Genomic DNA, 26904 nt, shown 5'->3' with positions numbered 1-26904 from the left:
CAACCACCACAAATCCCTGAGTTTGATTACAAACCTGTCATCCAATTGTGCGGCTTTTGTCCGCGTCCGCTGGTTACCGTGACGGCCTGCTTTCTGGAGCCCTCACTATGTACCGCACTGCCTTGTTCCTGAGCCTCGCCGTGGCCACCGTCGCCCAGGCGGCGCCACAATTACCACGCCATGCCGAGCTGGATCTGCACACCGCTCGCCAACTGGCCGACGCCAGCCTGGCCCACTGCACCGCTGCGCTGACCGTACTCGACCGCGGTGGCAACCTGTTGCTGGGCCTGCGCGCTGACGGTGTCGGCCCGCACAACAGCCTCGCCAGCCAACGCAAGGCGTACACGGCGCTGTCGACAAAAACCCCGACCCGGCTGTTTGCCGAACGGGCGCGTAATAACCCAGAAGCCGCCAACCTCAACAGCTTGCCCGAGCTGCTGTTGCTCGGCGGGGGCGTGCCGCTGTTTGCCGACGCCGAACTGGTCGGTGCCCTAGGCATCGCCGGTGCCGGTGGCGCCGCGCAGGATGAAGCCTGCGCCGTACAGGCCGCCGAGCAACTGGGCCTGAAAATCACCCCTTGATTCCACTTCCCTCAAAAGGACTTCGCGATGAAAACCTTGAGCATGACCCTCGCCGCACTGAGCCTGAGCGGCCTCTGCAACCTGGCCCTGGCCGACGGCAACCCCCTGAGCGTGCACGTACTCAACCTGGAAAACGGCCTGCCAAGCGCCGGGGTCAATGTCACCCTTGAACAGCATGTGGGCGATAAGTGGCAGTCGCTGTCTGAAGGTGTCACCAACCAGCAAGGCCGCATCGCCGAGCTGTTCCCGGCCAACCGCAGCATGCAGCCGGGCGAGTACCGCGTGGTGTTCAAGACCGGCGATTACTACAAGAAGGCTAACCGCGAGACGTTTTTCCCTGAGGTACCGGTGATATTCCAGGTCAAGCAGGCCGACCAGCACTACCACATCCCGCTGTTGCTCAGCCCTTACGGTTTCTCTACCTATCGCGGTTCATAGGCCCGCGGCCAACCGCAGCCCATTGAGGTCGCGTATCTCGATGGCACCGTAACTCAAGCCGATAATGCCCTGTTGCTCCAGCGCCTTGAGCAGACTGTTGATGGTCTGGCGCGACAGGCCCAGCATCGCCGCCAGATCCTCCTGGGGCAGTTGCAGCACGCGGCGCGCCTGATCCACTTCGCCGTAGCCTTGGGCAATCATCAACAACCGATGGGCCAGCCGCTCTGAGGCGGGCATCAGGCTTATCTGTTCGATATTGATCAACGACAGCCGCAGTTTATGGCTCATCAACAGCGCCATCTCCCGCCAGAACAGCGGATGCTGCTCGAGAATGCCGAGCATCGCCGCCTGCGGCACCTGCAGCAGCCTGCAAGCACCCGTGGCCAAGGCATCGTGGGTGCGCGGCAAGTTGTCGAACAGGCAGATCTCGCCGAACCAGTAGGGCGTTTCCACCAGGCTCAATACCGCTTCCTTGCCTTGGGCACTGACCGCACTGATGCGCACCGTGCCTTCCAGCACCGCATACACGCCGCACGGCGGGTCACCGCGCTTGAACAGGTACTGCCCCGCCGTCAGCACACGCAACCGCGCCGCCTCCAGCAGGCTACGCTGCAAGTCAGGCGGCAAATGGCTGAACCAATGACCGCGAGCCAATTGCGCGTGCCATGTCCCTGTGTCCATGCGAACTCCGAAGATTGTCGCCCAGTTGACAGTTAGGCACCGACTGACAGGGCATGATCAAACATCCTACAGGAGGAACAACAATGAAAAGCCTCGTCGACCACCTCAGTCAATACGCCGCGTACCACCGCGACCCACGCAACATCGCCAGCCACTTCATCGGTATTCCGTTGATTGTGGTGGCGGTGGCCGTGCTGCTGTCGCGCCCCGAATGGTCGGTGGGCGGGCTGTGGCTATCACCTGCGGTGCTGTTGGCGCTGTTTTCGGCGTGGTTTTATCTGCGCCTGGAACTGGCCCTGGGGGTGCTGATGACGGTGCTGATGGGCTTGTCGGTGTGGGCCGGGCATGTGCTGGCGGCGCAAAGCACGGCGGTGTGGCTGAGCAGCGGCGTGGGCATGTTTGTGGTGGGCTGGGTGATTCAGTTCGTCGGGCATTACTACGAAGGCAGGAAGCCTGCGTTTGTGGATGATGTGTCGGGGCTGATCGTGGGGCCGTTGTTTGTGGTGGTGGAGTTGGCATTTTTGCTGGGGTTGCGGCAGGACCTCAAGCGCCAGATTGAAGAGCGCTCTGGGCCGGTGGCGCGGCGCGGTCTTGATCGGTCCCATGCTCTGCGTGGGAATGCAGGCCAGGACGCTCCGCGTCCAAAAGCGTGACGCAGAGCGTCACCAGAGGCGTTCCCACGCAGAGCGTGGGAACGATCACGTGAGGTTCAGGTTTTGGGTTTGAAGAACAGGGTCTCGCCCCGCGCCAGGCCGGTGAGGCTGTCATGGTCTTTCACCACTTCGGCCTCGATCAATTCACTCTGGCCTTCAACCTTCAAGGTCACGCGAGTGGTCGCACCCAACGGCCGAATATCCCGCACTTGCGCCGCATGGTGATCTTCCAGTTCATGGCGTGACAGCGACACTTCGTGGGGGCGGAACAGCAGGTGCTTGTCTTCGCCCAAATGCAGGCGGTTGGAGTCCCCCAGGAAGTGATAAACAAAATCGCTGGCCGGGTTTTCGTAGACGTCGCCCGGTGAACCGATCTGCTCGATCACACCCTTGTTCATCACCACGATACGGTCGGCAACTTCCATGGCCTCTTCCTGGTCGTGGGTCACGAAGACCGAGGTCAGGTTGATGTCTTCGTGCAGGCGCGCCAGCCAGCGGCGCAGTTCTTTACGCACCTTGGCATCGAGGGCGCCGAAGGGTTCGTCGAGCAGCAACACCTTGGGCTCCACCGCCAGGGCGCGGGCCAGGGCGATACGCTGGCGCTGGCCACCGGAGAGTTGTTCCGGGTAACGGTCCGACAACCAATCAAGCTGCACCATGTTCAGCAGCTCGTGAACCTTGCTGGCAATCTGGCTTTCGGTGGGGCGTTGGTTTTTCGGCTTCATGCGCAGGCCGAAAGCGACGTTGTCGAACACGGTCATGTGGCGAAACAGCGCGTAGTGCTGAAACACAAAGCCCACGTTGCGATCACGCACATCGTGGCCGGAGACGTCTTCGCCGTGGAACACAATACTGCCGGTATCCGGGGTTTCCAGGCCGGCAATGATGCGCAGCAGCGTGGTCTTGCCGCAGCCGGACGGGCCCAGCAACGCCACCAGCTCGCCACTCTGGATATCCAGGTTGATGCTGTCCAGGGCCTTGAAGGCATTGAAGTTTTTGCTGACATTACGGACTTCGATCGACATGACTTATTCCTCACCCGCGCTGTTGCGCAGGCGGTTGATTCGGTTCTCGCTCCACTGCTTGAGCAGCAGGATGAAGAGCGCCAGGATCAGCAACAGGCTGGCCACCGCAAACGCGGCAACGTGGTTGTATTCGTTGTAGAGAATCTCGACATGCAGCGGCAGCGTGTTGGTGACGCCGCGAATGTGGCCGGACACCACCGACACCGCGCCGAACTCGCCCATGGCCCGCGCCGTACACAGCACCACGCCGTAGATCAGGCCCCACTTGATGTTCGGCACGGTGACATGCCAGAACATCTGCCAGCCATTGGCGCCCAGCAGGCGTGCGGCTTCTTCTTCCTGGGTGCCCTGCTCCTGCATCAGCGGGATCAGCTCACGGGCCACGAACGGCACGGTGACGAAGATGGTCGCCAGCACGATGCCCGGCAGGGCGAACACGATCTGGATGTCGTGGTCTTGCAGCCACGGCCCGAAGAAGCCCTGGGCGCCGAACATCAACACATATACCAGGCCTGCGATCACCGGCGACACCGAGAACGGCAGGTCGATCAGCGTGACCAGGATGCTCTTGCCACGGAACGAGTACTTGCTCACGCACCAGGCGGCGCTGACGCCGAACACCAGGTTGAGCGGCACCGAAATCAGCACGGCGATCACCGTGAGTTTCAGCGCCGACAGCGCGTCGGGCTCAAGGATTGCGCTGAAGAACGTGCCGAGGCCGTTCTTCAAGCCCTGGGACACCACCACCAGCAATGGCAGCAGCAGGAACAGCACGAATACCAGCCAGCCAAGGCCGATCAGGATACGTCGCGAGGTCGCGCTGCCACGGCGGGCGGCGTTGGCCGAGGACGCGACGGAAATAGACGATTGGGACATGTTCCGCGCCTCCTTATGGACGTTCGATGCGCCGCTGCAACAGGTTGATCAGCAGCAGCAAGACAAAGGACACCACCAGCATCAGCACACCAATGGAGGTGGCGCCGCGGTAGTCGTATTGGTCGAGCTTGACCATGATCAGCAAGGGCAGGATTTCGGTTTTCATCGGCATGTTGCCGGCGATGAAGATCACCGAACCGTACTCACCCACGCCTCGGGCAAAGGCCAGGGCGAAGCCGGTCAGCCAGGCGGGCAGCAATGCCGGCACTAGGATGTAGCGGAACACTTGCAACGGCTTGGCGCCGAGGCAGGCAGCGGCCTCTTCGATTTCCCGGGGGATATCGGCCAGTACCGGCTGCACCGTGCGCACCACGAAGGGCAACGTGACGAAGGTCAGCGCCAGGGTGATACCCAGGGGGGTGTAGGCGATCTTGAAACCCAGGTCCGTGGCGAACTGGCCGACCAGGCCGTTGGGCGCGTACAGCGCAGTCAGCGCGATACCGGCGACGGCGGTGGGCAGGGCGAACGGCAGGTCGATCATCGCGTCGATGACTTTGCGCCCGGGGAAGGTGTAGCGCACCAGCACCCAGGCCAGCAAAGTGCCAATCACACCGTTGATGAGTGCGGCGTACAGCGCGGTGCTGAAGCTCAGCTTCAAGGCCGCCAGTACACGAGGTGCGGAAATGATGTTCCAGAACTGATCCCAGGTGAGTTGAGCGGCGTGTACAAACATCGCCGCCAGCGGGATGAGTACGATCAGGCTGAGGTACACGACGGTGTAGCCCAGCGTCAGCCCGAAGCCGGGTATGACGGGGGAGATACGACGCGACATAAGAGTCCTTGGTTAGCGGAACGGATATGCGTGCGGCCCACTGTGGCGAGGGAGCTTGCTCCCGCTGGGCTGCGAAGCGGCCCCAGAACCAGGCAACCACGATGTACCGTGAGTACCGGTTTTGGGAGTGCTTCGCACTCCAGCGGGAGCAAGCTCCCTCGCCACAACAAGCCCCGCGCAATAGTCGGTGTTGATTATTGCGCCGTGTAGATCTGGTCGAACACACCACCATCATTGAAGAATTTCGGTTGGGCAGTTTTCCAGCCGCCGAAGTCTTTGTCGATAGTCACCAGGTCCAGTTTCGGGAACTGCTGGGCGTATTTGGCGGCGACTTTTTCATCCCGTGGCCGGTAGAAGTTCTTCGCCGCAATCTCCTGGCCCGCCGGGCTGTACAGGTGGTTGAGGTACGCGGTGGCGATCTCGGTGTTGCCCTTTTTCTCGGCGTTCTTGTCGACCACAGCCACCGGCGGTTCCGCCAGGATCGACAGGGACGGCACGACGATGTCGAACTTGTCGGCGCCGCCGTCTTCCTTCAAGGCCAGGAACGCCTCGTTTTCCCACGCCAGCAGCACGTCACCCTGGCCGTTGTTGACGAAGGTAATGGTAGAACCGCGTGCGCCGGTGTCCAGTATCGGCACGTGCTTGAACAGCTCTTTGACGTATTCCTGGGCCTTGGCTTCGCTGCCGCCTGCCTTGAGGCCGTAGGCCCAGGCGGCGAGGAAGTTCCAGCGTGCACCGCCGGAGGTTTTCGGGTTGGGCGTGATCACCGACACGTCTTTCTTGATCAGGTCGCCCCAGTCCTTGATGCCCTTGGGATTGCCCTTGCGCACCAGGAACACAATGGTGGAGGTGTAGGGCGTGCTGGCGTCCGGCAGGCGGGTCTGCCAGTTCTCCGGCAAGGTCTTGCCCAGCTTGGCGATTTCGTCGATGTCACCGGCCAGGGCCAGGGTGACGACGTCGGCGCGCAGCCCATCGATCACCGCCCGGCCTTGCTTGCCCGAGCCACCGTGGGACTGCTGGATCTTGACGTTGTCGCCGGGGTGGGACTGTTTCCAGAAGCTGGTGAATTCAGCGTTGTAATCCTGGTACAGCTCACGGGTGGGGTCGTACGAAACGTTGAGCAACTCGTAGTCCTTGGCAACGGCGGAACCGGCAAACACGGCACTGGCCAATGCGGCCAAGGCATAACGGCGAATCGACGACATAGAAGCTCCTGAAATTCTTGTATGTTGGCGCAACCCTGTAGGAGCGAGCTTGCTCGCGAAAAACCCAAGAGCACCGGGTTAAACCTGATGCGCTGCGTTATCGTTGGCGTTTTTCGCGAGCAAGCTCGCTCCTACTGGTGACTTATTCTTAGGCGGGTTTGTTACCCGGGTTCTGCAGACGGAATTTTTCCTTGCGTTCGATCTGTACCACTTGGGCGTTGTGTACGGTGATTTCCACCGCGCCAAACCGCAGATCGCGCAGGGCGCTCTGGATTTCACGCAAAATGGCTGCTTCGTCCTGGCCGTCAACGCTACGTAGAGATGCGCTCATGGTCTCGCTCCTGAAAATGAGTAGTGCCTGGCAGTGGCGGCACTGCTTGCGGCGTGAGGGCGATAGTAGATAAGCGCAGATATTCTTAAAAATACTATTTAAGAATGTTTATATAACCAGAAAGAATTTTCTGATAGGGCATGGGGTTGCGAGGGTTTCCACAGAAAAAACTCCCACGCACAGGCGCCGCAGCCCCCTGTGGGAGCTGGCTTGCCCGCGAAAGCGGTGGTGCAGTAACACATGCAGTGACTGACACACCGCCTTCGCGGGCAAGCCCGGCTCCCACATTGACCGCGTCAGTCCTGGCGGATCAGAGGTGCCCGCGTCCAGTCGATTTCATCAGCCGGCATCGGCCGTCCAAACCAGTACCCCTGGCCCATGTCGCATTCCTGATCCAGTAGGAACCGCGCCTGCTCCACCTGCTCGATCCCTTCGGCGTGCACCTGCATGCCCATGCTTTTGGCCAGAGCGATCACCACGCGCACAATCGCGGCGTCGTCTTCGTCCCACGGCAAGCCCGCCACAAAGCCCTGGTCGATCTTGAGCTTCTGCACCGGCAGGCGTTTGAGGCGCAACAACGAAGAATAGCCGGTGCCAAAGTCGTCGATCGCCAGGCGCAGGCCCAGTTCGCGCAGGCGGTGCAGTTGCTCCAGTGCGACTTCCGGGTCGTCCATCACTGCGCTCTCGGTGACTTCCAGCTCCAGGAAGGCCGGGTCCAGCCCAGTGGTGTGCAGCACTTGGGCCACTTGCTCATACAACTCGCGTCGGGCAAACAGGCGGCTGGAGACATTGATTGCGATAAAGCTCAGCGGCGCGCCGTCGGCCAGCCATTGGCACATCTGGCGGCAGGCCTGGTCCATCACCCACGCATCGATCTCGGCAATCAGTCCGGTGCGCTCGGCGATGGGGATGAACTCGCCCGGGGGTACCAGGCCGCGTTCCGGGTGCTGCCAGCGCACCAGTGCTTCAACGCCGACCAAACGGCTGTCGTGCAGGTCGTGCACCGGCTGGTAATAAACGCGCAGCTCATGTTGGTCGAGGGCGCGACGCAGCTCGCCAGCGATTTCCACCCGATGCTGGGCGTGGGCGGTCAGCTCTTCGGTATACAACGCGTAGCCTTCGCGCCCGGCGCTCTTGGCCTTGAACAACGCGGAATCGGCGTTACGCAACAGTTGCTCGGCGCTCAGGGCGTCACTGGGGAACAGGCTGATACCGATACTGGCGCTGATAAACAGCTGGTTGCCGTCAAAAATGAACGGATCCTTCATGGCGTTGAGCATGCGCTGCGCCAAAGCCGCCGCTTGCACCACCTGCGGGCAGCTTTCTGCCAGCACGGCAAATTCGTCGCCCCCCAGGCGCGCCAGGGTAACCCCCGGCCCAAACAGGCCGCTCAGGCGTTCGGCCACCAACTTGAGCAACTGATCGCCAACGTTATGGCCGAGGCTGTCGTTGATGATCTTGAAGTGGTCCAGGTCCATCAACAGCAGGGCGCAGCCACGTTTATGCACCTGCGCGGAGGCCAGGGCCTGCTCGGCGCGATCGGTGAACAGCAGGCGGTTGGGCAGGTCGGTGAGCGGGTCGTGATGGGCCAGGTGCGCCAATTCGTGCTCGGAGTTCTTCATGGCGCTGATGTCCGAAAACACCGCCACGTAGTGGCTGACCTGGCCCTGGTCATCATGAATCACCCGGATGGTTTGCCACTGGGGGTAAACCTCGCCGCTTTTACGGCGGTTCCAGATTTCCCCGCTCCATTCGCCGGTGCTTTGCAGGGCCTGGAACATTTGCTGGTAGAAATGCGCCGAGTGGCGCCCGGACTTGAACAGGCTTGGCCGTTGGCCCATGACGTCTTCGCACTGGTAGCCGGTGATCTCCATGAAAGCGCGGTTAACGTGCACGATCAGCCCTTGGGTATCGGTGACCAGCACCCCTTCGCGGGTGCAATCGAACACCGCAGCGGCCTGGCGCAGGCGCTCGCGGTTCTCTTTCAGGGGTTGTTGCAACGCATGGGCACGGGCAAAACGCCGGCCTATCCAGTAGATGACCAAGGCGCTGAGGCTGACCCACACATAACCGCGCGCCTGCAGCCAGCGCCCCAGCTCCAGGGGTTCATCGATAAAGTTGATTAATAGGTAATGGCTGAGCTGGAGCCAAAGGATGGAAACCAGCAGGTACACCAACCCCGCACGTAGGGCACCTCGGTATGAAAACAGCATATGCTTAGTAATCCTTACTAAATAACCAGAATCGCCCTACAAAGGATCAGGATTATAGAGTAGGAAACACTTTGTAAGTCTTATCTGAAACGGTGACTGGTTTTATCTGCAAAGGAAGTGATAATGCGGGTGCTGTTTTTTTCTTTATCTGAGGGCCATACAGCCTATGTGGTACAACGGTTTTCTTGATCTGTCCGCCTGGCAACTGGTGGCAGTCACGCTGTTGATGACCCACGTGACCATTATTGGGGTCACTGTCTATCTGCACCGTTATTCGGCCCATCGCTCGCTCGAGCTCAATGCCGGCCTTAAACACTTCTTCCGCTTCTGGCTGTGGCTGACCACGGCGCAGAACACCCGCGAATGGACCGCCATCCACCGCAAGCACCACGCCAAATGCGAAACCGTCGATGACCCGCACAGCCCGGTGATCAAGGGCTTGTCCACCGTGCTGCGCAAAGGTGCCGAGCTGTACCGCGCCGAGGCGGAAAACCCCGAGACCCTGCGCATTTACGGCAAGAACTGCCCGGACGACTGGATCGAACGCAATCTCTACACGCGCTACCCGCTGTTGGGCGTGGCGCTCATGGGCGTGATCGACCTGCTGCTGTTCGGCACCATCGGTATCACCATCTGGGCGATCCAGATGATGTGGATCCCGTTCTGGGCCGCCGGCGTGATCAATGGCCTGGGGCATGCCGTGGGCTATCGCAACTTCGAATGCCGTGACGCCGCCACCAACCTGGTGCCGTGGGGCATCATCGTCGGCGGCGAAGAGCTGCACAACAACCACCACACTTACCCCAACTCCGCCAAGCTGTCGGTGAAGAAGTGGGAGTTCGACCTGGGTTGGGCCTGGATAAAAGTGTTCAGCTTCCTGCGCCTGGCCAAGGTGCAGCGCGTGGCCCCCATCGCCCACCGCGTCGAAGGCAAGGGCAGCCTGGACATGGACACCGCCATGGCGATCCTCAACAACCGCTTCCAGATCATGGCCCAATACCGCAAGTTGGTGATTGGCCCGTTGGTCAAGCAGGAGCTGGAGAAGGTCGATCATTCGGTGCGCCACCAGTTCCACCGCGCCAAGCGCCTGCTGTCGCGGGAAACCAGCCTGCTGGAAGACCGCCACCACTTGCGCATCCAGAGCATGCTGGAACACAGCCATGCCCTCACGGTGATCTACGAGAAGCGCCTGGCGCTGCAGCAGATCTGGCTCAAGACCAGTTCCAACGGCCACGACATGCTGGCGGCGATCAAGGAATGGGTGCATGAAGCCGAGGCCAGTGGCATCCAATCCCTGCGCGATTTTGCCCACCAGCTGAAGACTTACTCGTTGCGTCCTACAGCAGCGTGAGGGCGCCGTGGGAGGGTTCACCCTCCCACGCACTGGCTTTTTGGCGCCATTTTCCGGGCACCGTCAATCCACGCCGTTCACGGAACTTCACCGCAATTCCCCTCTCTCAAAGAACACTTCGCCATCATGGTGACCCCTTGTAGTGACCGCTTTTGCACCCTGCGGCGCGCCCAGAGAGAGTTGTACCGATGGTTCACGAAAAGCCCAGCCTGCCCGATGTGCCCACCGCAGAGCCGCCGCGCCCGGCCGCGGCGGCGACCCTGTTGGCGCTTATGCATGCTCAAGGTGAAGTCGAGCGGCTGAGTGAGCGTGAGCAACTGCTCAGTTCCCTGCTGGTCAGCGTGAACGCCGTGCTGTGGGCCATCGATTGGGAAACACGCCGTGTGCTGTATGTGAGCCCGGCGTACGAGCGCCTGTTTGGCCGCTCCGCCGGCCTGCTGCTGGCCGACCACCGTGAATGGCGCAACAGCGTCCACCCCGAAGACCTCGACTACGCCGAACACAGCCTGGCCCGTGTGCTGGAACAGGGCGCCGTGGAGGACCGCGAGTACCGCATCATCACCGCTGACGGGCAGATCCGCTGGTTGAGTGACAAGTGCTACATCAACCAGCAGGTGGTGCCCGGTGAAGCGCTGATCGTGGTGGGCATCGCCGAAGACATCACCGAAAAGAAGCAACTTGAGCTGGAACTCCATCGCCTCGCCACCACCGACGTACTGACCCAAAGCAGCAACCGCCGACACTTCTTCGAACTCGCCAACCAGGCCTTCGACAACGCCTGCGTGCAGGGCACCCCGCTGGCGTTCCTGTTGCTGGACATCGATGATTTCAAAGACATCAACGACACCTACGGCCACCTGGAGGGCGACCAGGTGCTGCGGCGCATCGCGGAAAGCGGTCGCGGGGTATTGCGCCGTGGCGACCTGTTCGGGCGCATTGGCGGCGAAGAATTCGCCGCCGTCCTGCCGGGTTGCCCACCGGAGATGGCCCTGCAGGTGGCCGAGCGGCTGGGCAAGGAAATCCAGGCGTTGGTGTTCAGCTACGAAGGGCATGAATTCAATGTGACCGTCAGCCAGGGCCTGGCCGGCCTGCGCGAAGATGACTCCACCCTCGACAGCCTGTTTGCGCGAGCGGATGCGGCGATGTACGAGGCCAAGCGCCAAGGCAAGAACCGTGTTATCGCCGGGTAACACCGCTTGGCATTTATGCCTTTTTGTAGGAGCGAGCTTGCTCGCGAAAAACTCACAGGCGCCGCGTTTATCCAGGAAGCCCGCGTCATCGTTGACGTTTTTCGCGAGCAAGCTCGCTCCTACATGCGTTCGGTGTGGGTTTCAGGTTTTGCGCACTCGGGTCAGTTCCGACAAGCCGACCTTGAGCAGCCGCGCCGTCTTGCTGCCAGCCAGTTCTTCCAGCCCTTCGTGCTCGGTCAGCCGCGCCATTTGCACCGCCAGGTTCACCACCAGGGCTTCGCGCGAATACACCCCGCCTTCCAGTGAATAGATCCCTGCGATCAACTGCCGCAGCTCCAGCGGCAAGCGCCAACGCGTGCGCAACGCCGAACCGTAGGCGGCGCCAAAGGCGTCGAGAGATTCGCCGATGGCTTCATCATCCAGGGCGCCGCCGCCCTGGCGCCAGTCTTCCAGGCAGCGCAACAAGGCCAGGTCGCCCAAGCGATGCAGGATGCAGGCGCTGTAGCAGCGCTGGTGGTCGAGCTCCAGCATGCGCGCCAGGCGCCGGGCGTAGTCGGCGCTGTCCTGGGACAATTGCCAGTGCCGCTCGGCGTAGGCCACCAGCCCAGGGTCGCCCAACACCACGTTGTGCTTGAGCGCCAGGCCCAGGATGAGGTTCATGCTCTGGCCGGGCACCAACTTATGCAGGGCCTCTGACAGGGTCTGCACTGGCGTGCCGTGGTAGCCGGCGCTGTTGGCGGCGGCGATCAATACGGCGGTGATTTGCGGGTCGCTGTGCACCTGGTCTTCCAACTGCTTGAGGTCCAGGCCTTCGGGCCCCAGGCTGCGTTGCACGGCGGTTTTCACATCCACACGCAACGGCGCCCCATCGCAGACCTCGCGGCGCCGCTCGAGGAAGGCTGGCAAGGTCATGCCCGGCGCCAGCGGTGGGATTTCGCAGTACACGCTTTCGCCTTCGTTGAGCAGCAGGTCTTGCAAGCGCTGGGTCAGGCTTTCCATGTTCAGCGGGCGGGTCAGGTAGGCGGTGGGCGCCAGGGGCAAGGCTTCGCGCACGCTGGCGCTGTCGTTACGACTGCTCAGCAAGATAAACGGCAGCGAACGGCGCTTCTGGCGCACGCTGCGCAGCAGGCTCAGGCCATCCACGCCCGGCAGTTCCCAATCCGCCAGGATCAGGTCATAGGTTTTTTCTCCCAACAGCGTAGCGGCGTGCTGCCCATCGGCGCACACATCCAGCCGTGCGTCACAGCGCACATTCAACAGCACTTGCTTGAGCAGGTCCCGCGACCAAGGGTCTGCTTCGGCGATTAACACTCGGGGTACAGCGGGTAAATCAACAGCAGTCATCCAGCACGCTCCATCGGCAATGCTTGCACCTTAGACAATGCAGGCGCGTGCGTACAATGAAGCAGGCACAAAAAAACCGCCGAAGCGGTTTTTTTGTACGGGCTGTAACCTGTGGCGAGGGAGCTTGCTCCCGCTGGACTGCGCAGCAGTCCCAAATCAAAGAGCGGGGCCGCTTCGCGCCCCAGCGGGAGCAAGCCCCCTCGCCACAGTGACTAAGGTTGGTCAGAGTTCGGAGAAGCACTCTTCGATGATCGCCAGGCCTTTGTCCAACTGCTCGTCCGGCGAGGTGAGCGGCACCAGTACGCGCAACACGTTGCCGTAGGTGCCGCAGGACAGCAGGATCAGGCCCTTGTCACGTGCCTTGGCTACCACGGAGGCAACAGCGGCAGCGTTTGGCTTGTGGGTGTCGCCGTCTTCGAACAGCTCGACCGCGATCATCGCGCCCAGGGCACGCACTTCGCCGATCACCGGGTACTTGGCCTGGATGGCCTTGAGGCCAGTCACCAGGCGCTCGCCCACGGCCTTGCAGCGGTCCAGCAGGTGCTCTTCTTCGAACACTTCCATCACCGCCAGGGCTGCTGCGCAGGCAATCGGGCTACCGGCATAGGTGCCGCCCAGGCCGCCTGGGGCGATGGCGTCCATGTACTCGGCCTTGCCGCACACACCGGCCAGCGGGAAACCGCCCGCGATGGATTTGGCGAAGGTGGTCAGGTCGGCGGCAACGCCCATCTGTTCCATGGCGAAGAAGGTACCGGTACGGCCGGCACCGGTTTGCACTTCGTCGGCGATCAGCAGGATGCCGTGCTTGTCGCACAGTTCGCGCAGGCGCTTCATGAAGGCTTTCGGCGCGACGTAGAAGCCGCCCTCGCCCTGCACCGGCTCGATGATGATGGCGGCGATATCACGCGGCTCGGCATCGTTCTTGAAGATGCGCTCGATGCTGGCGATGGAGTCGTCGACGCTCACACCGTGCAGTTCGTTCGGGTACAGCGCACGGAACACGCCGCCCGGCATCAAGCCCATGCCGGCCGAGTAAGGCACGACCTTACCGGTGAGGCCCAGGGTCATCATGGTGCGGCCGTGGTAGGCGCCGGTGAAGGCGATCACACCGGCACGGCCCGTGGCGGCGCGGGCGATCTTCACGGCGTTCTCCACCGCTTCGGAACCGGTGGTGACCAGCAGGGTTTTCTTGGCGAAATCACCTGGCACTTTGGCGGCGACTTTTTCGCACACTTCTACGTAGGGCTCGTAGGCCAATACCTGGAAGCAGGTGTGGGTCAGCTTGTTGAGTTGCTCGGTCACGGCCGCGATGATTTTCGGGTGCACGTGGCCGGTGTTCAGCACGGCGATACCGCCGGCGAAGTCGATGAACTCGCGACCTTCAACGTCGGTCACGGTGGCGTTCTTCGCGGAGTCAGCGAAGATCGGGTGAATCTGGCCAACACCGCGCGGTACAGCGGCTTCGCGGCGTTTCATCAGGGATGCGTTGGTCTTGCTCATAAAGTCCTCATTCGCCGCTCATCGGGCGGCGTGGCTCAAGGATAGGTGGCGGGGAGGCAACTACGGCAGCATGCGATGATCGACTGCCACAGCTTTCCCGGCCACTGCGAATAACCATGTGAAACACGCAAAGGGGCAGCGCTCTCGTGCCCTCTGCGTTTACTGCAATCCCGTGCCTTAGATACCCAGGCAGAGGTATTTGATTTCCAGGTAGTCCTCGATCCCGTACTTGGAGCCTTCACGGCCCAGGCCCGAGGCCTTGATGCCGCCGAACGGCGCCACTTCGTTGGAGATCAACCCGGTGTTGACGCCGACCATACCGTATTCCAGGGCCTCGGCCACACGGAACACACGGCCCAGGTCGCGGGCGTAGAAGTAGGAAGCCAGGCCGAACTCGGTGTCGTTGGACATGGCGATCACTTCGGCTTCGTCTTTGAAGCGGAACAGCGGCGCCAGCGGGCCGAAGGTTTCTTCCTTGGCCACGGCGGCGTTTTTCGGCACGTCGACCAGGATGGTCGGCTCGAAGAAGTTGCCTTCCATCACCTTGCCACCGGCCAACAACTTGGCGCCTTTGCTCAGGGCATCAGCGATATGTTCCTGCACCTTGGCCACGGCTTTTTCGTCGATCAGCGGGCCGGTGGTGGTGCCGTCTTCCAGGCCGTTACCGATCTTCAGTTTGGTCACCGCCACCTTGAGCTTTTCAGCGAAGGCGTCGTACACCGAATCCTGGATGTACAGGCGGTTGGCGCAGACGCAGGTCTGGCCGTTGTTGCGGTACTTGGAGATGATCGCGCCTTCGACGGCCTTATCCAGGTCAGCGTCGTCGAACACGATGAACGGTGCGTTACCGCCCAGCTCCAGGGAGACTTTCTTGATGTCCTTGGCGCATTCGGCCATCAGTTGGCGACCAATTTCGGTCGAGCCGGTGAAGGACAATTTACGCACGATGGGGTTGCTGGTCAGCTCGCCGCCGATGTCGCCAGCGCTGCCGGTGACTACGCTGAGCACGCCTTTGGGGATACCGGCGCGGTGCGCCAGCTCAACCAGGGCCAGGGCCGAGAACGGGGTTTGCGAGGCCGGCTTGATCACCATGGTGCAACCGGCGGCCAGGGCTGGGCCGGCTTTGCGGGTGATCATCGCCGCAGGGAAGTTCCACGGGGTGATGGCGGCGGTCACGCCGATAGGCTGCTTGATCACGATCAGGCGCTTGTCGGGCTGGTGGCCGGGGATCACGTCGCCATAGATGCGCTTGGCTTCTTCAGCGAACCACTCGATAAAGGAGGCGGCGTAGACAATTTCGCCCTTGGCCTCGGCCAGCGGCTTGCCTTGTTCGAGGGTCATCAGGCGGCCGAGGTCGTCCTGGTTTTCGATCAGCAGCTCGAACCAGCGGCGCAGCTTGTTGGCGCGCTCCTTGGCGGTGAGCGCACGCCAGGCTGGCAGGGCCTTGTCGGCGGCTTCGATGGCGCGGCGGGTTTCCGCAGCGCCCATCTTCGGCACGGTGCCGAGAATTTCGCCCGTGGCCGGGTTGTTGACTTTGATGGTTTGACCATTGTCCGCATCGACCCAAGCGCCATCGATAAAGGCTTGCTGGCGGAACAACTGGGTGTCTTTAAGCTGCATGTCGGCTTTCCTTAACAGCACCGCGCGCACGCGGAGCGAATTAGAGTTGTTGAAAGGCGCCTTGTGGGCGATGTCTTTGTAGGAGCGAGCTTGCTCGCGAAAAATTCAAAGGCGCCGCGTAAAACCAGAAGCGCGACGTCATCGTTAACGATTTTCGCGAGCAAGCTCGCTCCTACACGACATCAACCTGGGCTGCCGTCAGGGAAATCAGTCCAGCACGCCAGGATAGGTGAAAAGCGCACGGGAGACAGAGCGTTTGAAATCTCAAACGAATCCTAGGATCAATGGGGGTACAGGGCAATAGGATGTTCGAAAAAAAGAACGAACATGGCGCATCCGGCGCATCTTTCGGATCAAGTGCCCACACGACAACAGCCCCGGAGCCTTGTGGGCGCCGGGGCTGTTGGGGGCCTTGCAGCTTAAGGTTGGAACGACTTGAGCACGGCCAGCAGGCTGGTCAAGTTGTCGGCCACGCCGCCCTGGGCGACTTTTTCGGTGGCGGCGGCGCCAGCGGTGGTGTCGACACTGTAGATCTGCATCACGCCCTGGTTGGTGGCCGCCTGAGCCAGGGTGTTTTGTTGCTGTTGGGCCGAGACCGAGTTCTGGAACAGGATCGCCGTGGCCTGGCCCATGGATTGATAGATGGTGCTCATGGCCATCGCGGGTGATTCGGCAACCACCTTGACGTTGGTCTGGGTGACGGCATCGGTGATTTGCGGGCTGACTGTACTCATGGTTGAAACTCCTGGGTTGAGAAAGAACAACATCCGTTATTGCTCAGTGCTTAAGGCTGGAACGACTTGAGCACGGTCAACAGGCTGGTGAGGTTATCCGACACGCCGCCCTGGGCGACTTTCTCGGTGGCCGCCGCACCTGCGGTGGTATCGACGCTGTAGATCTGCATCACGCCCTGGTTGGTGGCCGCCTGGGCCAGGGTGTTTTGCTGCTGCTGGGCCGACACCGCGTTCTGGAACAGAATCGCCGTGGCCTGCGCCATGGATTGATAGATAGTGCTCATCGCCATCGCAGGCGATTCGGCCACCACTTTGACATTGGTCTGGGTGACCGCGTCGGTAATTTGCTCGTTGACTAATGGCATGATCAATTTCCTTATTTAGTACACGGTGCATTCCGTGTTCATCAATGAACGTTGCGAAACAGGCGCTGTGAAACGCAGGGTCAAGGTTTCGTAGTGGGGCCCAGCGCCGCTTCAATCTGGGCGATCAACCCTTGGATCAATGCCTGCACTTCCTTGCGTTGCGCATCCTGGTCGGGAGCTGCGCCGTCCAACACCTGGCGCAGGGCCGCTTCACGTTGCAGGGCAGCGTTCTTGAGCGCTTGTTCGTTGGCCTTCGATTGCTCAAGCACCTGGGTGGCGCGCTTGAGGGTTTCGTCGACGATGGCCTGGGGCGTTCCGGCGAAAATCTGCGGGTTGCGCAGCATCGCTTCGAGCCGTTGGCGGTCGTCGGTGGACAGGACCGAGGGTGTGGAAGGGGGTGCCATGTCGATCTCCTTGGGTTTTACGTCGCCTGCAAAAGGGCCGCTAAAGCCGCACCTCTCTGCCGTCTTCCCAGAAACCGGCAAAGAAAAAACGCGGCGACGCAGCACAGAACGTCGCGAGCTCTGCCGGTGTCATCGCTGAGGGTTGCCGATTGAAGATGGCCGGCGGTGGCGGAACCAGATTGGCCGCGTTGTAGAGGTTGCCGACCTCATAAGCGTTGGCCGCGAATTGTGAGCAAAAGGAACCGCTGCCTATCGCTATCGACTCATTGATCCGAGCCTGCAGGGTGTCGTTGGCCTTCCAGTTCTTGAATGCAGAAAGCATCGCGTTCCACGCGCTATAACTGCCGTCGATTTCATCGCCGAGCTTGTCGAAATAAAACTGCTTGGCCGCCAGCGCCGCCGCAAACCCCAGCTCAGTGTCACGGCAGGAAAACACCATGGCGGTGCGAGGGGGTTTTTCCAGGCTCACGTCAGTCAACGCCAGGCCAGTGCCGACGCTTTCGATCACCATGGTCTTGCTCACCGCAATTGCCGGGTGGACCACATTCAGATACGTCGTGTCCTGTGAGAACACCTTGGCTTTGACCAACTGACCGGCTTTGATGAAAGCCCGCGTCGTACTGTCATCTTCTTGCTTCACCGAAAAAATAAGATCTCCAACGTCCATGATGTCGCTCCTCACTCAAGAAAAGTTGCTTTCAAGTTGCTGTTGCACCGCTCCAGCAGAACGCCGAAGCGCTGTGCTCGGTTCAGGCCGCTGGCGCGGCCCGGTTGGCCAAGGTGTCGGCGTACTTGGCGATGCTCTGGTCGATCTTGTCGATGGCCACGCTGGCGGCTTCGGCCTCCATTGCACCGGCAGCGGCAGCCACAGCGGCAGCGGCGCCCACCAGCAGGTCGGTGGCCAGGGCGCCCAAGGCGTCTTCGGCAGCGGCCGGCAGGTTGTCCTTGACGATGTTCTCGGTCATTTGCTGGAGCAGCACGGCCTGGGCCGCCAGGGCGATCTTGCTGACCCCGTCGAAGTACCCCGCCGCCGCTTGCGCCACCAGCCCGGCCGCCTGGCTGATCATCATGTCGGCCGGCACCGCGATCTGCGCCGGCGCATAGGCAAAGTTCTGCGCGTTAGTGAACTGCACCGCCTGCACGATCTGGCTATTGAGCGCCGCCGTGCTGTCGGATGACGGCGCGCTCACCTGGTTGAGCAGGTGCTCGTTCATGCGCGCCATGATCGAGCGCGAGGCCGGTGCGGCGGGCGCCGTCGCAGGTGGATCGGCGGCGGGCGTTGCTTGGGAGGCGGCGGGTTTCTTTCTGCTGAACCACGACATAATCGATCTCCCGAGGGCTCAGCCCTTCTCGCCAATCTGCATGATCAGCGCCACGGCCTTGGAGATCACCGCGTTGGAAATCTGATTCATCGCCTGCTGGCTGTTGACCGCGTTCTGCAACGACAGGCCCGCCGCGCTGCTGGCCACCTGGTACAGCGACGCGATGGCCTGGGCCGGCGCCTCTGCCACCACCTTGACGTTGGTTTGAGTGACCGCGTCGGTGATCTGGCTGTTGACCTCTGTCATACATCTCTCCTTGATGGCATTCACCCAGGTTTGGGTGTGGATAGCGGCGGCGTGCTGCGCTCATACCACTAGAACGCCCCACGCCAACGTCTGTGAATCACCTTCAGCGCAAGGCACTGCGCAGCAGTTGCACACGCTTGCGCACCAGCGGCAGCTTCACGTGCAGCGCGGCAGCGATTTGCGGGTAAGGCAGGTCATCGACAAAACGCATCTCGAACAAGCGCTGCTGCAACAGCGGTAACCGTGCGACGTGCGCTTCGATCTGCTCCAGGCGCTCATAGCATTCCACCCGCTCCAGCACCGAAGCGCAGGGCGCGGCGAGCGCGGCCAGGTGATCGTGCTCAAGGTCCACCGAATCATCGAACAGCCGCCCCTCGCGCTTGCTGCGCCGCACGCTGTCGAGAAACACATGATCGAGCACCAGAAACAGAAACCCCTGAGGGTCGCGAATGCGCTCCGGCGAACGCCGAAAAAACAGCAGGGCCTTGATCGCCGTGGCCGACAACCACTCCTGGCCCTGATCCAGATTGCCCTTGGCCCGCCGCAACGCCCGGCGCCTGAGCTCGCCGTGCACAGCGCGCCAACTCGCTTCGAACAAACGGTCATCGGCGGCCCATTGATCCTTGAATTGAACAGTCATCCCCATCGCCAGCACTCCTGTGCATCCTTGATGAAGGGCCAGTCTGCGAGGGCACGACGGGGGCACGCTGTTACCTGGGGAACACCGCCACTACTAATTCAGCGCAAAAGCCTTGCGCCGCAAATGCTCGACATCGTTGATCACCATGCGCTCCAGATCGCCGCTGATCACCCCACTGCGCCGCCACACTTGCAGCTGCACATTCAACTTGGGGCGACTGGTATTCAGCATCGACGCCAACACTCCTTGGCTTGCGGGCAACGACACACTGGGCAAGGCCAACGCCAGGTCGATCTCGCCCAGGTTCGCCAATAAAAACCGCGCCAACCGCGACTCCAGCCGATGCAGGCACACCAACTCCAGCAACTCGATGGCGTGCAGCAACCTCAGCATCATCAACATCAACAAACGCCGCAGAAACGCCGGCTCCTCAAACAGCACACCAAAATGCCGGCTACCCAACTGCAACAACCGCGTGGGCCCGCTGGCAAAGGTAGAAGACTCGCGCCCATGATCCTTGATCAACGCCGTCTCCCCCACCACCTGCCCGGCCCCAGTACTGCCGATAATCTGCTCGCGCCCATCCGGCCCATGCACCACCGAATAAATCCGGCCCTCCACTACCAACGCAATGAATTCGAGGGTGTCATCCTTGAAATACAACAGCTCACGATCATCCAGCGTGCGCTCCACCATATGGGTGGCCACGTAGCGCAAGAGATGCTCCGGCATACCTCGAAACAAATCGGAGCGAGCCAGCAGGGTTTGTCTGAGCGGGAGATCGAGCATCACGGTTCCTTTGGAATGCATGCGTTCACCTGAGGAATTGCGGCGTGGAAGCGGGTTAAAGCCACAAGAGCAAAGCAAACAAAGGGACGTGCGGCGCGGGGAGTTGTGAATGAGGGTGGCAATTAGCCATTTTTCGTCGGAAATGGACGACAGGGGGCGGGGCAAATGCCGGAATGGACGCATCAGGTCGACATGGGTATGATGTCGCCCGCACAAGCATCCGTAGCTCAGCTGGATAGAGTACTGCCCTCCGAAGGCAGGGGTCGTGGGTTCGAATCCCGCCGGGTGCACCAGATATGAAATGAAAAAGCCTCAGGTTGAGAGATCTGGGGCTTTTTTGTGGGTGGCGATTCAGTGCTTATGCAACACCTCAAAGCGCGCTGATAAGACCTCGTTCGGAAAGCGCTTGTGCAGCAACAGCAGCTTCTCATCGACTGACGAGATGTTTCCCCTCCTTACGCGGCTTCACGACGGCTTGAAAATAAATCTGTCCCCTTTTTGCTATTAGTGCGCCAGGCAATACTAGACAGGCCCTAGACGGATTTTCGCCGATGGGTCTCGTCTGAATTTCCCCCAACGCAAGCAATACGCTGCCCCCAGCGTAAAAGGCTGCGTGCTGATGACTGATGCTCGTCAAATATTTACCAGAGGGGACGACTAGTTAACTCTGGACCAGAAACAGTTCATCTTGCCACCTCGCCAAACTGCCGGTTGCAAAATCCAGCCAGACTGGCTTTTTGCCATCTATGGGCTAGCATCATTGCCACGCAGGGCGTAACGATAAAAAAGTATTCAAAAAAACAAACCCTTTTCAGCATCAATTGGGGCACGCTGAAATTTTAATTACTTTCCCCGACAGTCCACTTTTCCTAATAAAATGCAAGGAGCGCGACATGCAATACGTAGCATGCTTAAGGGTAGGGCAAAACGATATAAAAGCTCTCATCAATCTGGAGCCTGAAAGGAGAGATGTATTTACTCCTCTTTTAGATATGAGAGGAGATGACGACAGACACTTACAGACATTTTTGGCAACCTGGACTGATCACCCATTTTTCCTAGATGTCTCTAGAGTAAGAAAAGACGTCGGAGAGGACTTCATTGGAGGCAACGACCTTCACAATGCTAGTGATGCCTTTGAAAATAAGCAGCAGTTTTTTCTAAACACCCAACAATCAAATAACAATATAATCCCAGTAATATCATGGACCGACGATGATCCGCAAAGAGACGTTATCCAGTTGGCGCTTTCTGCAGAGCGAAATTTCAACCAAATTGCAATTCGAGTCTTCTGCCCTGAAAAACCGACCTCTGCATCTTGGGCCAGACTTTTATCAATTCTAGACTCTCTAAATCTGCCTAACTTCGCGCATGTGGTACTGGATTTCGGGGCAACCTCACCAGCAAGTACGGCTGCAGGCTCCGAATTTAACCATTCCTTGAAACAGCTTAATGTTTACAACTTACAAAGCGTAGTACTGCTTAGCACTTCATTCCCTATCGACAAACCAGCGTCTAATACCTCTCGATCTTCTGCTTGTTATGACGTCGCTTGGCAGTCAAACATTGACCGCAACGGCATAAATCCTAGCCCCACATACGGCGATTACGCGGCAACCAACCCGACCGCACCGATGGAGTACATTCCAGGGATGCCAGTGCTACCATTCGGCTGTTATTACACTCCAACGGAATGGTGGCAAAGAAGGAAAGGAGGAAATAAAGAATTTGCAAACTATATTGAAATAGCACAAGAGGTTAGAAGCCTACCAGGTTACCATGGTGATGATTTCTGTTGGGCTACTCGGGAGTACTCCAGAATTGTCGCAACCTCTACGGGATACGGCAACAATGGAACATGGAACGGTTATAGAATCAATCAGCATATCTGCGCAATGATTTTATCTATAACCGACGACGCTAATGAAGAGTTTGATGAATTAGATTTTGACGATCTCATCTAAGAATATCGACTCTTAAGAGCTCGCAAAACGCAAGCTCTAATTTCCACCAGAGGAAGTGCGTCGCTAACTTTATGGCGCACATCCTTAATCAGGTCCTTCCCGCGGACATTGACACCGGAGCTTTTAGCCAGAGAGTCGAGCTCATCCCGCCATAAAAAACCCGTCAAATGGAATTTATCCTGCGACCTATTCGACTTGGCGCTTCTTACCATCGCCATTCCTGAATAATCGTCTACTACCAGTATTCCTACAGTGGGAATAGAGACTTCTAGCGCCTTAATTAAGTGTTTCGAATGACAGCAAAGCCACACCTCATCAAAACACGCTAAATAAGCCTCTTGCTGACCTCTCCACCTACTCAAAGTATCCGCGTGAGACTTTATCTCAAATGCGCTCAACTTCCCGTTGGCATGAACGAGGTCTGCCCGCCGAGCCTTATCAATAAAGCAAAGCTCTTCAATGAAGACATCCTGAGCATCATGGGGCATCACTTTCGTGATCCACTGCTTAAGGAGAGGTCGTATTTCGGTTGGATTTAGCATGGAGCGATTATAGCCTTCGATTTTGAAGTCTTCACAGTAGATCTGTAGGGTGCTCGACGAGAGGATGTCGGCCCCCTTCCAAGCCGAGGAGCTATAGCATCACCAAATCTTATCGCGCCTCAGCAGGAGTCAGACCCTAGCATCGAGGAAGTCTGATCCGGCAATACTCGTCTGGTCGGGATAATACGTAAAATGAACGCACCCGAATGACCAGTACCCTGATCCGGGTGGTGCTGGCGCAGGGAAATAGCAAGAACGCCTCTGTGTGGGAGGGGAGCGCCACACGGCGCCAGCGTAATCGCCGCAAAAGTGTGGCGCCTCAAAAGTGGAGAACGAGATAATCGGGCCACTTTTGGACTGATACATCAAAGGAGTGGTGGCGATGGCCATAACTTTGCGCTTGTGGCGGCTTTATCAAGATGATAAAGCCGTTCGTCGGGGGGGTGGAGCAACGAACCTCGACGGTTTTTTCAGCCAGCGAAAAACCGACCGAAAACACCCCAGCAGCCGGCGCCGTGTATCCCCAAGTGTATCCCTTAAAAAGATACAAATGACCTTTAAAAACGTGCGCCTCACCCCCAGGTCCAAATGACACCGGGGCACCAGATATGAATGGAAAAGCCCTAGGTCGGGAGATCTAGTTTTTTGCGAACGATGCCCAGTACTACGCCACACCCTAATCCCCTTACGCCACCGACCCATCCCCCCTCAACACCTCCCGCAACACCCCCTCCAACACCCCAAAAAACCCCTGAATATGCCCCTGCTTCAACGCCTGCGGTCGCGTAACCAAATAAACCTCCATCGCCGGCAGTTCTATCTCCTGGAAAACCTCACTCAACCCCGTCGCCAAAATACGCGGCAACACCGCCACCCCCATCCCCCGCCTCACCGATTCAAGCTGCACCGCAAACGAACTCACCCTAATCGGCGCATGGTCCAGCCCGGCAGCTTTCGCGGCGCGCATTTGCGGTAGCAAGTCCAGCGGTGGCAGCAAGGCGATACTGGCGGCAGTGGCTGGCGTTAGCGCAGGAAACCGTTGCAGGTATTCGGCGGTTGCGAACACGCCGTAAGCGAGTTTGCCCAGCCCTCGGTAGATCAGGGAAGGTTCGCCCAAGTGTGCGGTGCGTATGGCGATGTCGGCCACGCCTCGTACGATTTTGTGGAAGTCGGTGGTGACCTGCAGCTCTACGGAGCAGCCTGGGTGCTGCGCTGTGAATCGGCTGGCGGCTTCGAGCACGCTGGCAGAAAAGCCTTCGCCGGCGCTCACCAGCACGGTGCCGCTGAGGGCTGCTGGCGTGCCGTCGGCGGGGGCCTGGCGGCGCAGGCCGGATTCGGCTGCCAGGGCGACGTCTACCAGGGCTTGGCCTCGGGAGGTGAGCCGGCAGCCTTCCACGCCGCGTTCCACCAGTGGTTCGCCCAGGGCGGTTTCCAGTTGGGTGAGGCGGCGGGAGACGGTAGAGGCCGCGATACCCAGTAATTGGCCTGCCTGTAAAAAGCTGCCGCGCCGTGAGACTGCCAGCAGCAGTCGAAGATCGTCCCAATTTGCCTGCAATGCCATATCTCCGCGCTTCCCTGGTGTGCAGATGTGCAAAGCCATTATGCCGCAGGCGCTGTTTTTACGGCGCGGGCTGACCGGTATATCTACTGGCCTTCTCAACAAATGGAATGGCCTGTATGAACACGAACCCCAATCGCTTGCGCAGCACCTTTGTGACCGGTGCCACCGGCTTGCTGGGCAATAACCTGGTACGGGAGCTGGTCGCACGGGGTTATGCGGTGAAGGCGCTGGTGCGCTCGGCGGCCAAGGGTGCGCAGCAGTTCGGCGATTTGCCGAGTGTGGAACAGGTGGTGGGAGACATGGCTGATGTGGATGCCTTTGCGGCGGCGTTGCAAGGCTGCGATACGGTGTTTCACTGCGCGGCGTTTTTTCGGGATAACTACAAGGGCGGCAGCCATTGGGAGGAACTGGAGAAGATCAATGTCGTCGGTACGCGAGCCCTGCTGCAACAGGCGTATGACGCCGGTGTGCGACGGTTTGTGCACACCTCGTCGATTGCCGTGCTCGACGGCGCCCCCGGTACACCGATCGACGAGACGTGCCTGCGGGCCGAGACCGATGCGGACGACTACTACCGCAGCAAGATCCTGGCTGAGCGGGAGGTGTTGAGGTTTCTTGAAAGCCATCCGCAGATGTACGCCTGCATGGTTTTGCCCGGTTGGATGTGGGGGCCGGGTGACCGTGGGCCGACGTCTTCGGGGCAGTTGGTCCGGGACGTGATCAACGGCAAGTTGCCGGGGCTGATTCCTGGCACCTTTTCGCTGGTCGATGCCCGCGATGTGGCCTGGGCGCACATTGCTGCCGCCCAGAGCGGGCGACGGGGCGAGCGTTATCTCGCAGCCGGTCGCAACTTGACCATGCGCCAGCTGATTCCGGTGCTGGGGAGTATTGCCGGGGTCAAGGTGCCCTCCCGCCAACTGCCGCTGCCCGCGCTGTACCTGTTGGCAGCGATGCAAGAGGCCTACGCCTACCTGACCGGCAAGCCCATCTTGCTGAGCATGGCGACGTTGCGGCTGTTGATACGCGAGGAGCACCGTACCCGCTTTGACCATCGCAAAAGTGAAGAGGAACTGGGGCTGAGTTTTCGTGTATTGGAGCAGACCCTCACGGACACGGTGGCGTGGTCCCGGGCCTACGGCGGGTTGTAATAAAAAGCCCCAGGTCGACAGGCCTGGGGCTGGTTCTTGGCGACAGGTTCAATGCTGTTGCAACGCCTCTAGCCTTGCCGGCAAGTCCTCCTCGGGAAAGCGTTGGTACAGCGCCAGCAGTTTTTCATCCGCGGCCCTGGTTTCGCCCGCTCGACGCAGGTTCACAATTTCCTGCAGACCTGCTTCCAACGTCGGCAGCGCCCGTTTGCTGAGTTTCAGCGCTGGCTGATCCGCCACTGCGCTTTCGGCTTGAGCAGGCGCACTTTCAACCCGTGGCGCTATCGCCATCCGGGCCATTGGCGCGGGGGCGGAGAAGGCTTGCGGCGCTGGCTGGGCGGCTTCTTCGTGGTGCGGCGCAGAGAATGTCGCGGTGGAGATTTCGGGTTGCGGCACGGGGGAGCGCATGACCACGCCGATCATCAGTGCCAACCCGGCGACGGTGGCGAATGCCATTTGCCAGCGCGGGCGTTGGCAGGCTTGCAGCCAGCGTTGCCACAGGCTGGGTTGCGGCTGCGGGGCTTCGCGGCGGGCGGCGTTGAGGATAAAGGCGTCGAGGGACGCGGGCGGTTCGCCCGTGCTGTGTTGACGGTAGTGCTGGAGCAGCGCGTCGTCTGGGGTGTGTCGGGAGTCAGTCATACGGGTACCTCCTCGGCCAGCAGGCGCCGCAATTTTTGCAGGGCGTAGCGCAAGCGGCTTTTTACGGTTTCCAGCGGGGCGCCGGTGAGGGTGGCGATTTGCGGTATTTCGAGCTCGCCGTGCAGGCGCAGCAGAAACACTTCGCGCTGGTCTTCGGGCAGCTCTTGCAGGGCCGCGTCGAGGCGCGCCTGGTCGCGGCTGAGGGTCAGTTGCTGCTCGGGGCCGTCGCTGTCATCGGCCTGGGCGTGGAGCTGTTCATCGTAGCTGTCATGCAGGGGGTTGTGGATGCCGTGCTTGCGCCAGTGGTCGATCAGGCGGTTGCGGGCGATCTGGAACAACCAGGTGCGAAAACTCGCCCGGCCTTGTGGCTGGGTGGTGCTGCGGATCAGGCTGAGCCAGGTGTCCTGGTAGATTTCTTCGGCCAGTTCGGCTTTGTTGCATAGGGACACGAGGAAGAAGTACAGGCCCTGGCGGTGGCGGCTGTACAAGGCTTCGAAGGCGGCAGCGTCACCGGTTCGGTAGCGGGCCAGCAGCGATTCGTCGCTGGGTGAGTCGTCTGGAACGGCCATGTAATGGGCGAACTCCTTTTGGTCAGCCGAAGCAGGATTACTGTAGGAGCGAGCTTGCTCGCGAAGAACGTCAACGATAACGGGTGCTTCCTGGATAAACGCGGTGCCTGTGAGTTTTTCGCGAGCAAGCTCGCTCCTACAAAA

General features: G+C 60.1%; 28 protein-coding genes and 1 tRNA gene. 8 read left to right on the top strand and 21 right to left on the bottom strand.

What is annotated here, in order from left to right; all coding sequences use genetic code 11:
• The first annotated feature begins 107 nt into the window (after window positions 1–107).
• Together HBO10_RS09565 and uraH are read left to right on the top strand one after the other, a co-directional pair.
• Window positions 108–581: a heme-binding protein gene (locus HBO10_RS09565; RefSeq protein ID WP_034125453.1), complete on the top strand. Its 474-nt coding sequence runs from the start codon at window positions 108–110 to the stop codon at window positions 579–581.
• A gap of 27 nt (window positions 582–608) precedes the next feature.
• The gene (gene uraH, locus HBO10_RS09560) at window positions 609–1019 is read left to right on the top strand and encodes a hydroxyisourate hydrolase (protein ID WP_014716425.1); all 411 of its coding nucleotides are present in this window, start codon (window positions 609–611) and stop codon (window positions 1017–1019) included.
• On the opposite strand, the gene HBO10_RS09555 is transcribed toward uraH, so the two are convergent.
• Window positions 1014–1700, bottom strand: a complete 687-nt coding sequence (locus tag HBO10_RS09555) for a Crp/Fnr family transcriptional regulator (protein WP_034125452.1) — start codon at window positions 1698–1700, stop codon at window positions 1014–1016. The genes uraH and HBO10_RS09555 overlap by 6 nt on opposite strands.
• Before the next feature lie 83 nt (window positions 1701–1783).
• Between HBO10_RS09555 and HBO10_RS09550 the strand changes: the two genes are divergently transcribed.
• Window positions 1784–2353 carry an Mpo1-like protein gene (locus tag HBO10_RS09550; protein WP_052199926.1) on the top strand — a complete coding sequence of 190 codons (570 nt, stop codon included), beginning with the start codon at window positions 1784–1786 and terminating at the stop codon, window positions 2351–2353.
• 56 nt (window positions 2354–2409) lie between these two features.
• Here the strand turns inward: HBO10_RS09550 and HBO10_RS09545 are convergent, their stop codons facing one another.
• From HBO10_RS09545 to dibA, 6 genes are all read right to left on the bottom strand, one after another.
• On the bottom strand, window positions 2410–3378 hold the full coding sequence (locus tag HBO10_RS09545; protein WP_034125451.1) for a sulfate ABC transporter ATP-binding protein: 969 nt from the start codon (window positions 3376–3378) through the stop codon (window positions 2410–2412).
• 3 nt (window positions 3379–3381) lie between these two features.
• Window positions 3382–4254 carry a sulfate ABC transporter permease subunit CysW gene (cysW, locus tag HBO10_RS09540; RefSeq protein ID WP_034125450.1) on the bottom strand — a complete coding sequence of 291 codons (873 nt, stop codon included), beginning with the start codon at window positions 4252–4254 and terminating at the stop codon, window positions 3382–3384.
• Between the two features lie 13 nt (window positions 4255–4267).
• Entirely contained in the window at window positions 4268–5086 is an 819-nt protein-coding gene (gene cysT / locus HBO10_RS09535) for a sulfate ABC transporter permease subunit CysT (RefSeq protein ID WP_032894195.1), read from the bottom strand.
• Window positions 5087–5280: 194 nt separating this feature from the next.
• Window positions 5281–6291, bottom strand: coding sequence for a sulfate ABC transporter substrate-binding protein (locus tag HBO10_RS09530; protein WP_003187562.1), 1011 nt, complete (start codon window positions 6289–6291; stop codon window positions 5281–5283).
• Between the two features lie 148 nt (window positions 6292–6439).
• Entirely contained in the window at window positions 6440–6622 is a 183-nt protein-coding gene (oscA, locus tag HBO10_RS09525) for a sulfur starvation response protein OscA (RefSeq protein ID WP_010565387.1), read from the bottom strand.
• A gap of 296 nt (window positions 6623–6918) precedes the next feature.
• The gene (gene dibA, locus HBO10_RS09520) at window positions 6919–8835 is read right to left on the bottom strand and encodes a phosphodiesterase DibA (RefSeq protein ID WP_034125449.1); all 1917 of its coding nucleotides are present in this window, start codon (window positions 8833–8835) and stop codon (window positions 6919–6921) included.
• Window positions 8836–9001: 166 nt separating this feature from the next.
• Here dibA and desA point away from each other — a divergent pair, with 166 nt between their 5' ends.
• On the top strand, window positions 9002–10186 hold the full coding sequence (gene desA / locus HBO10_RS09515; protein ID WP_003187559.1) for a delta-9 fatty acid desaturase DesA: 1185 nt from the start codon (window positions 9002–9004) through the stop codon (window positions 10184–10186).
• A gap of 188 nt (window positions 10187–10374) precedes the next feature.
• Entirely contained in the window at window positions 10375–11376 is a 1002-nt protein-coding gene (locus HBO10_RS09510; RefSeq protein WP_034125448.1) for a sensor domain-containing diguanylate cyclase, read from the top strand.
• 141 nt (window positions 11377–11517) lie between these two features.
• Here the strand turns inward: HBO10_RS09510 and HBO10_RS09505 are convergent, their stop codons facing one another.
• The 11 genes from HBO10_RS09505 to HBO10_RS09455 all read right to left on the bottom strand — a co-directional run bounded on the left by HBO10_RS09505 (window position 11518) and on the right by HBO10_RS09455 (window position 20340).
• Window positions 11518–12720 (bottom strand): HDOD domain-containing protein, encoded by a 1203-nt coding sequence (locus HBO10_RS09505; RefSeq protein WP_034125447.1) that lies wholly within the window; start codon window positions 12718–12720, stop codon window positions 11518–11520.
• 222 nt (window positions 12721–12942) lie between these two features.
• Window positions 12943–14220 carry a 4-aminobutyrate--2-oxoglutarate transaminase gene (gene gabT / locus HBO10_RS09500; protein ID WP_014716416.1) on the bottom strand — a complete coding sequence of 426 codons (1278 nt, stop codon included), beginning with the start codon at window positions 14218–14220 and terminating at the stop codon, window positions 12943–12945.
• Between the two features lie 177 nt (window positions 14221–14397).
• The gene (gene gabD / locus HBO10_RS09495; RefSeq protein ID WP_003187552.1) at window positions 14398–15840 is read right to left on the bottom strand and encodes an NADP-dependent succinate-semialdehyde dehydrogenase; all 1443 of its coding nucleotides are present in this window, start codon (window positions 15838–15840) and stop codon (window positions 14398–14400) included.
• Window positions 15841–16259: 419 nt separating this feature from the next.
• The gene (locus HBO10_RS09490) at window positions 16260–16574 is read right to left on the bottom strand and encodes a RebB family R body protein (RefSeq protein ID WP_003187551.1); all 315 of its coding nucleotides are present in this window, start codon (window positions 16572–16574) and stop codon (window positions 16260–16262) included.
• A 50-nt stretch (window positions 16575–16624) separates the two neighbouring features.
• A complete protein-coding gene (locus tag HBO10_RS09485) occupies window positions 16625–16939 on the bottom strand; it encodes a RebB family R body protein (RefSeq protein WP_003187550.1) in 315 nt (104 codons plus the stop codon).
• A gap of 80 nt (window positions 16940–17019) precedes the next feature.
• Entirely contained in the window at window positions 17020–17343 is a 324-nt protein-coding gene (locus tag HBO10_RS09480) for a hypothetical protein (protein WP_034125446.1), read from the bottom strand.
• Window positions 17344–17383: 40 nt separating this feature from the next.
• Entirely contained in the window at window positions 17384–18025 is a 642-nt protein-coding gene (locus tag HBO10_RS09475) for a hypothetical protein (protein ID WP_229999321.1), read from the bottom strand.
• A 67-nt stretch (window positions 18026–18092) separates the two neighbouring features.
• Complete coding sequence (locus tag HBO10_RS09470) at window positions 18093–18665, bottom strand: hypothetical protein (RefSeq protein WP_034125444.1); 573 nt, start codon at window positions 18663–18665, stop codon at window positions 18093–18095.
• Between the two features lie 18 nt (window positions 18666–18683).
• On the bottom strand, window positions 18684–18911 hold the full coding sequence (locus HBO10_RS09465; protein ID WP_003187543.1) for a RebB family R body protein: 228 nt from the start codon (window positions 18909–18911) through the stop codon (window positions 18684–18686).
• A 103-nt stretch (window positions 18912–19014) separates the two neighbouring features.
• Window positions 19015–19557 carry a sigma factor-like helix-turn-helix DNA-binding protein gene (locus HBO10_RS09460; RefSeq protein ID WP_052199925.1) on the bottom strand — a complete coding sequence of 181 codons (543 nt, stop codon included), beginning with the start codon at window positions 19555–19557 and terminating at the stop codon, window positions 19015–19017.
• Window positions 19558–19644: 87 nt separating this feature from the next.
• Window positions 19645–20340, bottom strand: coding sequence for a Crp/Fnr family transcriptional regulator (locus HBO10_RS09455; protein ID WP_169921972.1), 696 nt, complete (start codon window positions 20338–20340; stop codon window positions 19645–19647).
• 216 nt (window positions 20341–20556) lie between these two features.
• Between HBO10_RS09455 and HBO10_RS09450 the strand changes: the two genes are divergently transcribed.
• Window positions 20557–20633, top strand: a tRNA-Arg gene (locus HBO10_RS09450).
• A gap of 600 nt (window positions 20634–21233) precedes the next feature.
• Window positions 21234–22304, top strand: a complete 1071-nt coding sequence (locus HBO10_RS09445) for a hypothetical protein (RefSeq protein ID WP_080757648.1) — start codon at window positions 21234–21236, stop codon at window positions 22302–22304.
• 1227 nt (window positions 22305–23531) lie between these two features.
• Here the strand turns inward: HBO10_RS09445 and HBO10_RS09435 are convergent.
• Window positions 23532–24407, bottom strand: a complete 876-nt coding sequence (locus tag HBO10_RS09435; RefSeq protein WP_034125440.1) for a LysR family transcriptional regulator — start codon at window positions 24405–24407, stop codon at window positions 23532–23534.
• 116 nt (window positions 24408–24523) lie between these two features.
• On the opposite strand from HBO10_RS09435, the gene HBO10_RS09430 reads away from it, so the two are divergent.
• Window positions 24524–25555 (top strand): SDR family oxidoreductase, encoded by a 1032-nt coding sequence (locus HBO10_RS09430; protein ID WP_034125439.1) that lies wholly within the window; start codon window positions 24524–24526, stop codon window positions 25553–25555.
• A gap of 48 nt (window positions 25556–25603) precedes the next feature.
• On the opposite strand, the gene HBO10_RS09425 is transcribed toward HBO10_RS09430, so the two are convergent.
• Both HBO10_RS09425 and HBO10_RS09420 read right to left on the bottom strand, forming a co-directional pair.
• Window positions 25604–26191, bottom strand: a complete 588-nt coding sequence (locus HBO10_RS09425; protein WP_034125438.1) for a hypothetical protein — start codon at window positions 26189–26191, stop codon at window positions 25604–25606.
• A complete protein-coding gene (locus tag HBO10_RS09420; RefSeq protein WP_034125437.1) occupies window positions 26188–26760 on the bottom strand; it encodes an RNA polymerase sigma factor in 573 nt (190 codons plus the stop codon). The genes HBO10_RS09425 and HBO10_RS09420 overlap by 4 nt, the downstream gene beginning before the upstream one ends.
• Window positions 26761–26904: the final 144 nt, after the last annotated feature.

The organism is Pseudomonas sp. WS 5503 (assembly GCF_012985385.1).
GTDB lineage: Bacteria > Pseudomonadota > Gammaproteobacteria > Pseudomonadales > Pseudomonadaceae > Aquipseudomonas > Aquipseudomonas paracarnis.
Note: the sequence above shows the minus strand (reverse complement) of the source record. Positions and strands in the feature narration are given on the sequence as shown.

What these genes read in the sequence shown, in the direction of transcription:
- HBO10_RS09565 (WP_034125453.1), top strand. Translation starts at nt 108, where the DNA reads ATGTACCGCACTGCCTTGTTCCTGAGCCTCGCCGTGGCCACCGTCGCC.
- uraH (WP_014716425.1), top strand. Translation starts at nt 609, where the DNA reads ATGAAAACCTTGAGCATGACCCTCGCCGCACTGAGCCTGAGCGGCCTC.
- HBO10_RS09555 (WP_034125452.1), bottom strand. Translation starts at nt 1,700, where the DNA reads ATGGACACAGGGACATGGCACGCGCAATTGGCTCGCGGTCATTGGTTC.
- HBO10_RS09550 (WP_052199926.1), top strand. Translation starts at nt 1,784, where the DNA reads ATGAAAAGCCTCGTCGACCACCTCAGTCAATACGCCGCGTACCACCGC.
- HBO10_RS09545 (WP_034125451.1), bottom strand. Translation starts at nt 3,378, where the DNA reads ATGTCGATCGAAGTCCGTAATGTCAGCAAAAACTTCAATGCCTTCAAG.
- cysW (WP_034125450.1), bottom strand. Translation starts at nt 4,254, where the DNA reads ATGTCCCAATCGTCTATTTCCGTCGCGTCCTCGGCCAACGCCGCCCGC.
- cysT (WP_032894195.1), bottom strand. Translation starts at nt 5,086, where the DNA reads ATGTCGCGTCGTATCTCCCCCGTCATACCCGGCTTCGGGCTGACGCTG.
- HBO10_RS09530 (WP_003187562.1), bottom strand. Translation starts at nt 6,291, where the DNA reads ATGTCGTCGATTCGCCGTTATGCCTTGGCCGCATTGGCCAGTGCCGTG.
- oscA (WP_010565387.1), bottom strand. Translation starts at nt 6,622, where the DNA reads ATGAGCGCATCTCTACGTAGCGTTGACGGCCAGGACGAAGCAGCCATT.
- dibA (WP_034125449.1), bottom strand. Translation starts at nt 8,835, where the DNA reads ATGCTGTTTTCATACCGAGGTGCCCTACGTGCGGGGTTGGTGTACCTG.
- desA (WP_003187559.1), top strand. Translation starts at nt 9,002, where the DNA reads ATGTGGTACAACGGTTTTCTTGATCTGTCCGCCTGGCAACTGGTGGCA.
- HBO10_RS09510 (WP_034125448.1), top strand. Translation starts at nt 10,375, where the DNA reads ATGGTTCACGAAAAGCCCAGCCTGCCCGATGTGCCCACCGCAGAGCCG.
- HBO10_RS09505 (WP_034125447.1), bottom strand. Translation starts at nt 12,720, where the DNA reads ATGACTGCTGTTGATTTACCCGCTGTACCCCGAGTGTTAATCGCCGAA.
- gabT (WP_014716416.1), bottom strand. Translation starts at nt 14,220, where the DNA reads ATGAGCAAGACCAACGCATCCCTGATGAAACGCCGCGAAGCCGCTGTA.
- gabD (WP_003187552.1), bottom strand. Translation starts at nt 15,840, where the DNA reads ATGCAGCTTAAAGACACCCAGTTGTTCCGCCAGCAAGCCTTTATCGAT.
- HBO10_RS09490 (WP_003187551.1), bottom strand. Translation starts at nt 16,574, where the DNA reads ATGAGTACAGTCAGCCCGCAAATCACCGATGCCGTCACCCAGACCAAC.
- HBO10_RS09485 (WP_003187550.1), bottom strand. Translation starts at nt 16,939, where the DNA reads ATGCCATTAGTCAACGAGCAAATTACCGACGCGGTCACCCAGACCAAT.
- HBO10_RS09480 (WP_034125446.1), bottom strand. Translation starts at nt 17,343, where the DNA reads ATGGCACCCCCTTCCACACCCTCGGTCCTGTCCACCGACGACCGCCAA.
- HBO10_RS09470 (WP_034125444.1), bottom strand. Translation starts at nt 18,665, where the DNA reads ATGTCGTGGTTCAGCAGAAAGAAACCCGCCGCCTCCCAAGCAACGCCC.
- HBO10_RS09465 (WP_003187543.1), bottom strand. Translation starts at nt 18,911, where the DNA reads ATGACAGAGGTCAACAGCCAGATCACCGACGCGGTCACTCAAACCAAC.
- HBO10_RS09460 (WP_052199925.1), bottom strand. Translation starts at nt 19,557, where the DNA reads ATGGGGATGACTGTTCAATTCAAGGATCAATGGGCCGCCGATGACCGT.
- HBO10_RS09455 (WP_169921972.1), bottom strand. Translation starts at nt 20,340, where the DNA reads ATGCTCGATCTCCCGCTCAGACAAACCCTGCTGGCTCGCTCCGATTTG.
- HBO10_RS09445 (WP_080757648.1), top strand. Translation starts at nt 21,234, where the DNA reads ATGCAATACGTAGCATGCTTAAGGGTAGGGCAAAACGATATAAAAGCT.
- HBO10_RS09435 (WP_034125440.1), bottom strand. Translation starts at nt 24,407, where the DNA reads ATGGCATTGCAGGCAAATTGGGACGATCTTCGACTGCTGCTGGCAGTC.
- HBO10_RS09430 (WP_034125439.1), top strand. Translation starts at nt 24,524, where the DNA reads ATGAACACGAACCCCAATCGCTTGCGCAGCACCTTTGTGACCGGTGCC.
- HBO10_RS09425 (WP_034125438.1), bottom strand. Translation starts at nt 26,191, where the DNA reads ATGACTGACTCCCGACACACCCCAGACGACGCGCTGCTCCAGCACTAC.
- HBO10_RS09420 (WP_034125437.1), bottom strand. Translation starts at nt 26,760, where the DNA reads ATGGCCGTTCCAGACGACTCACCCAGCGACGAATCGCTGCTGGCCCGC.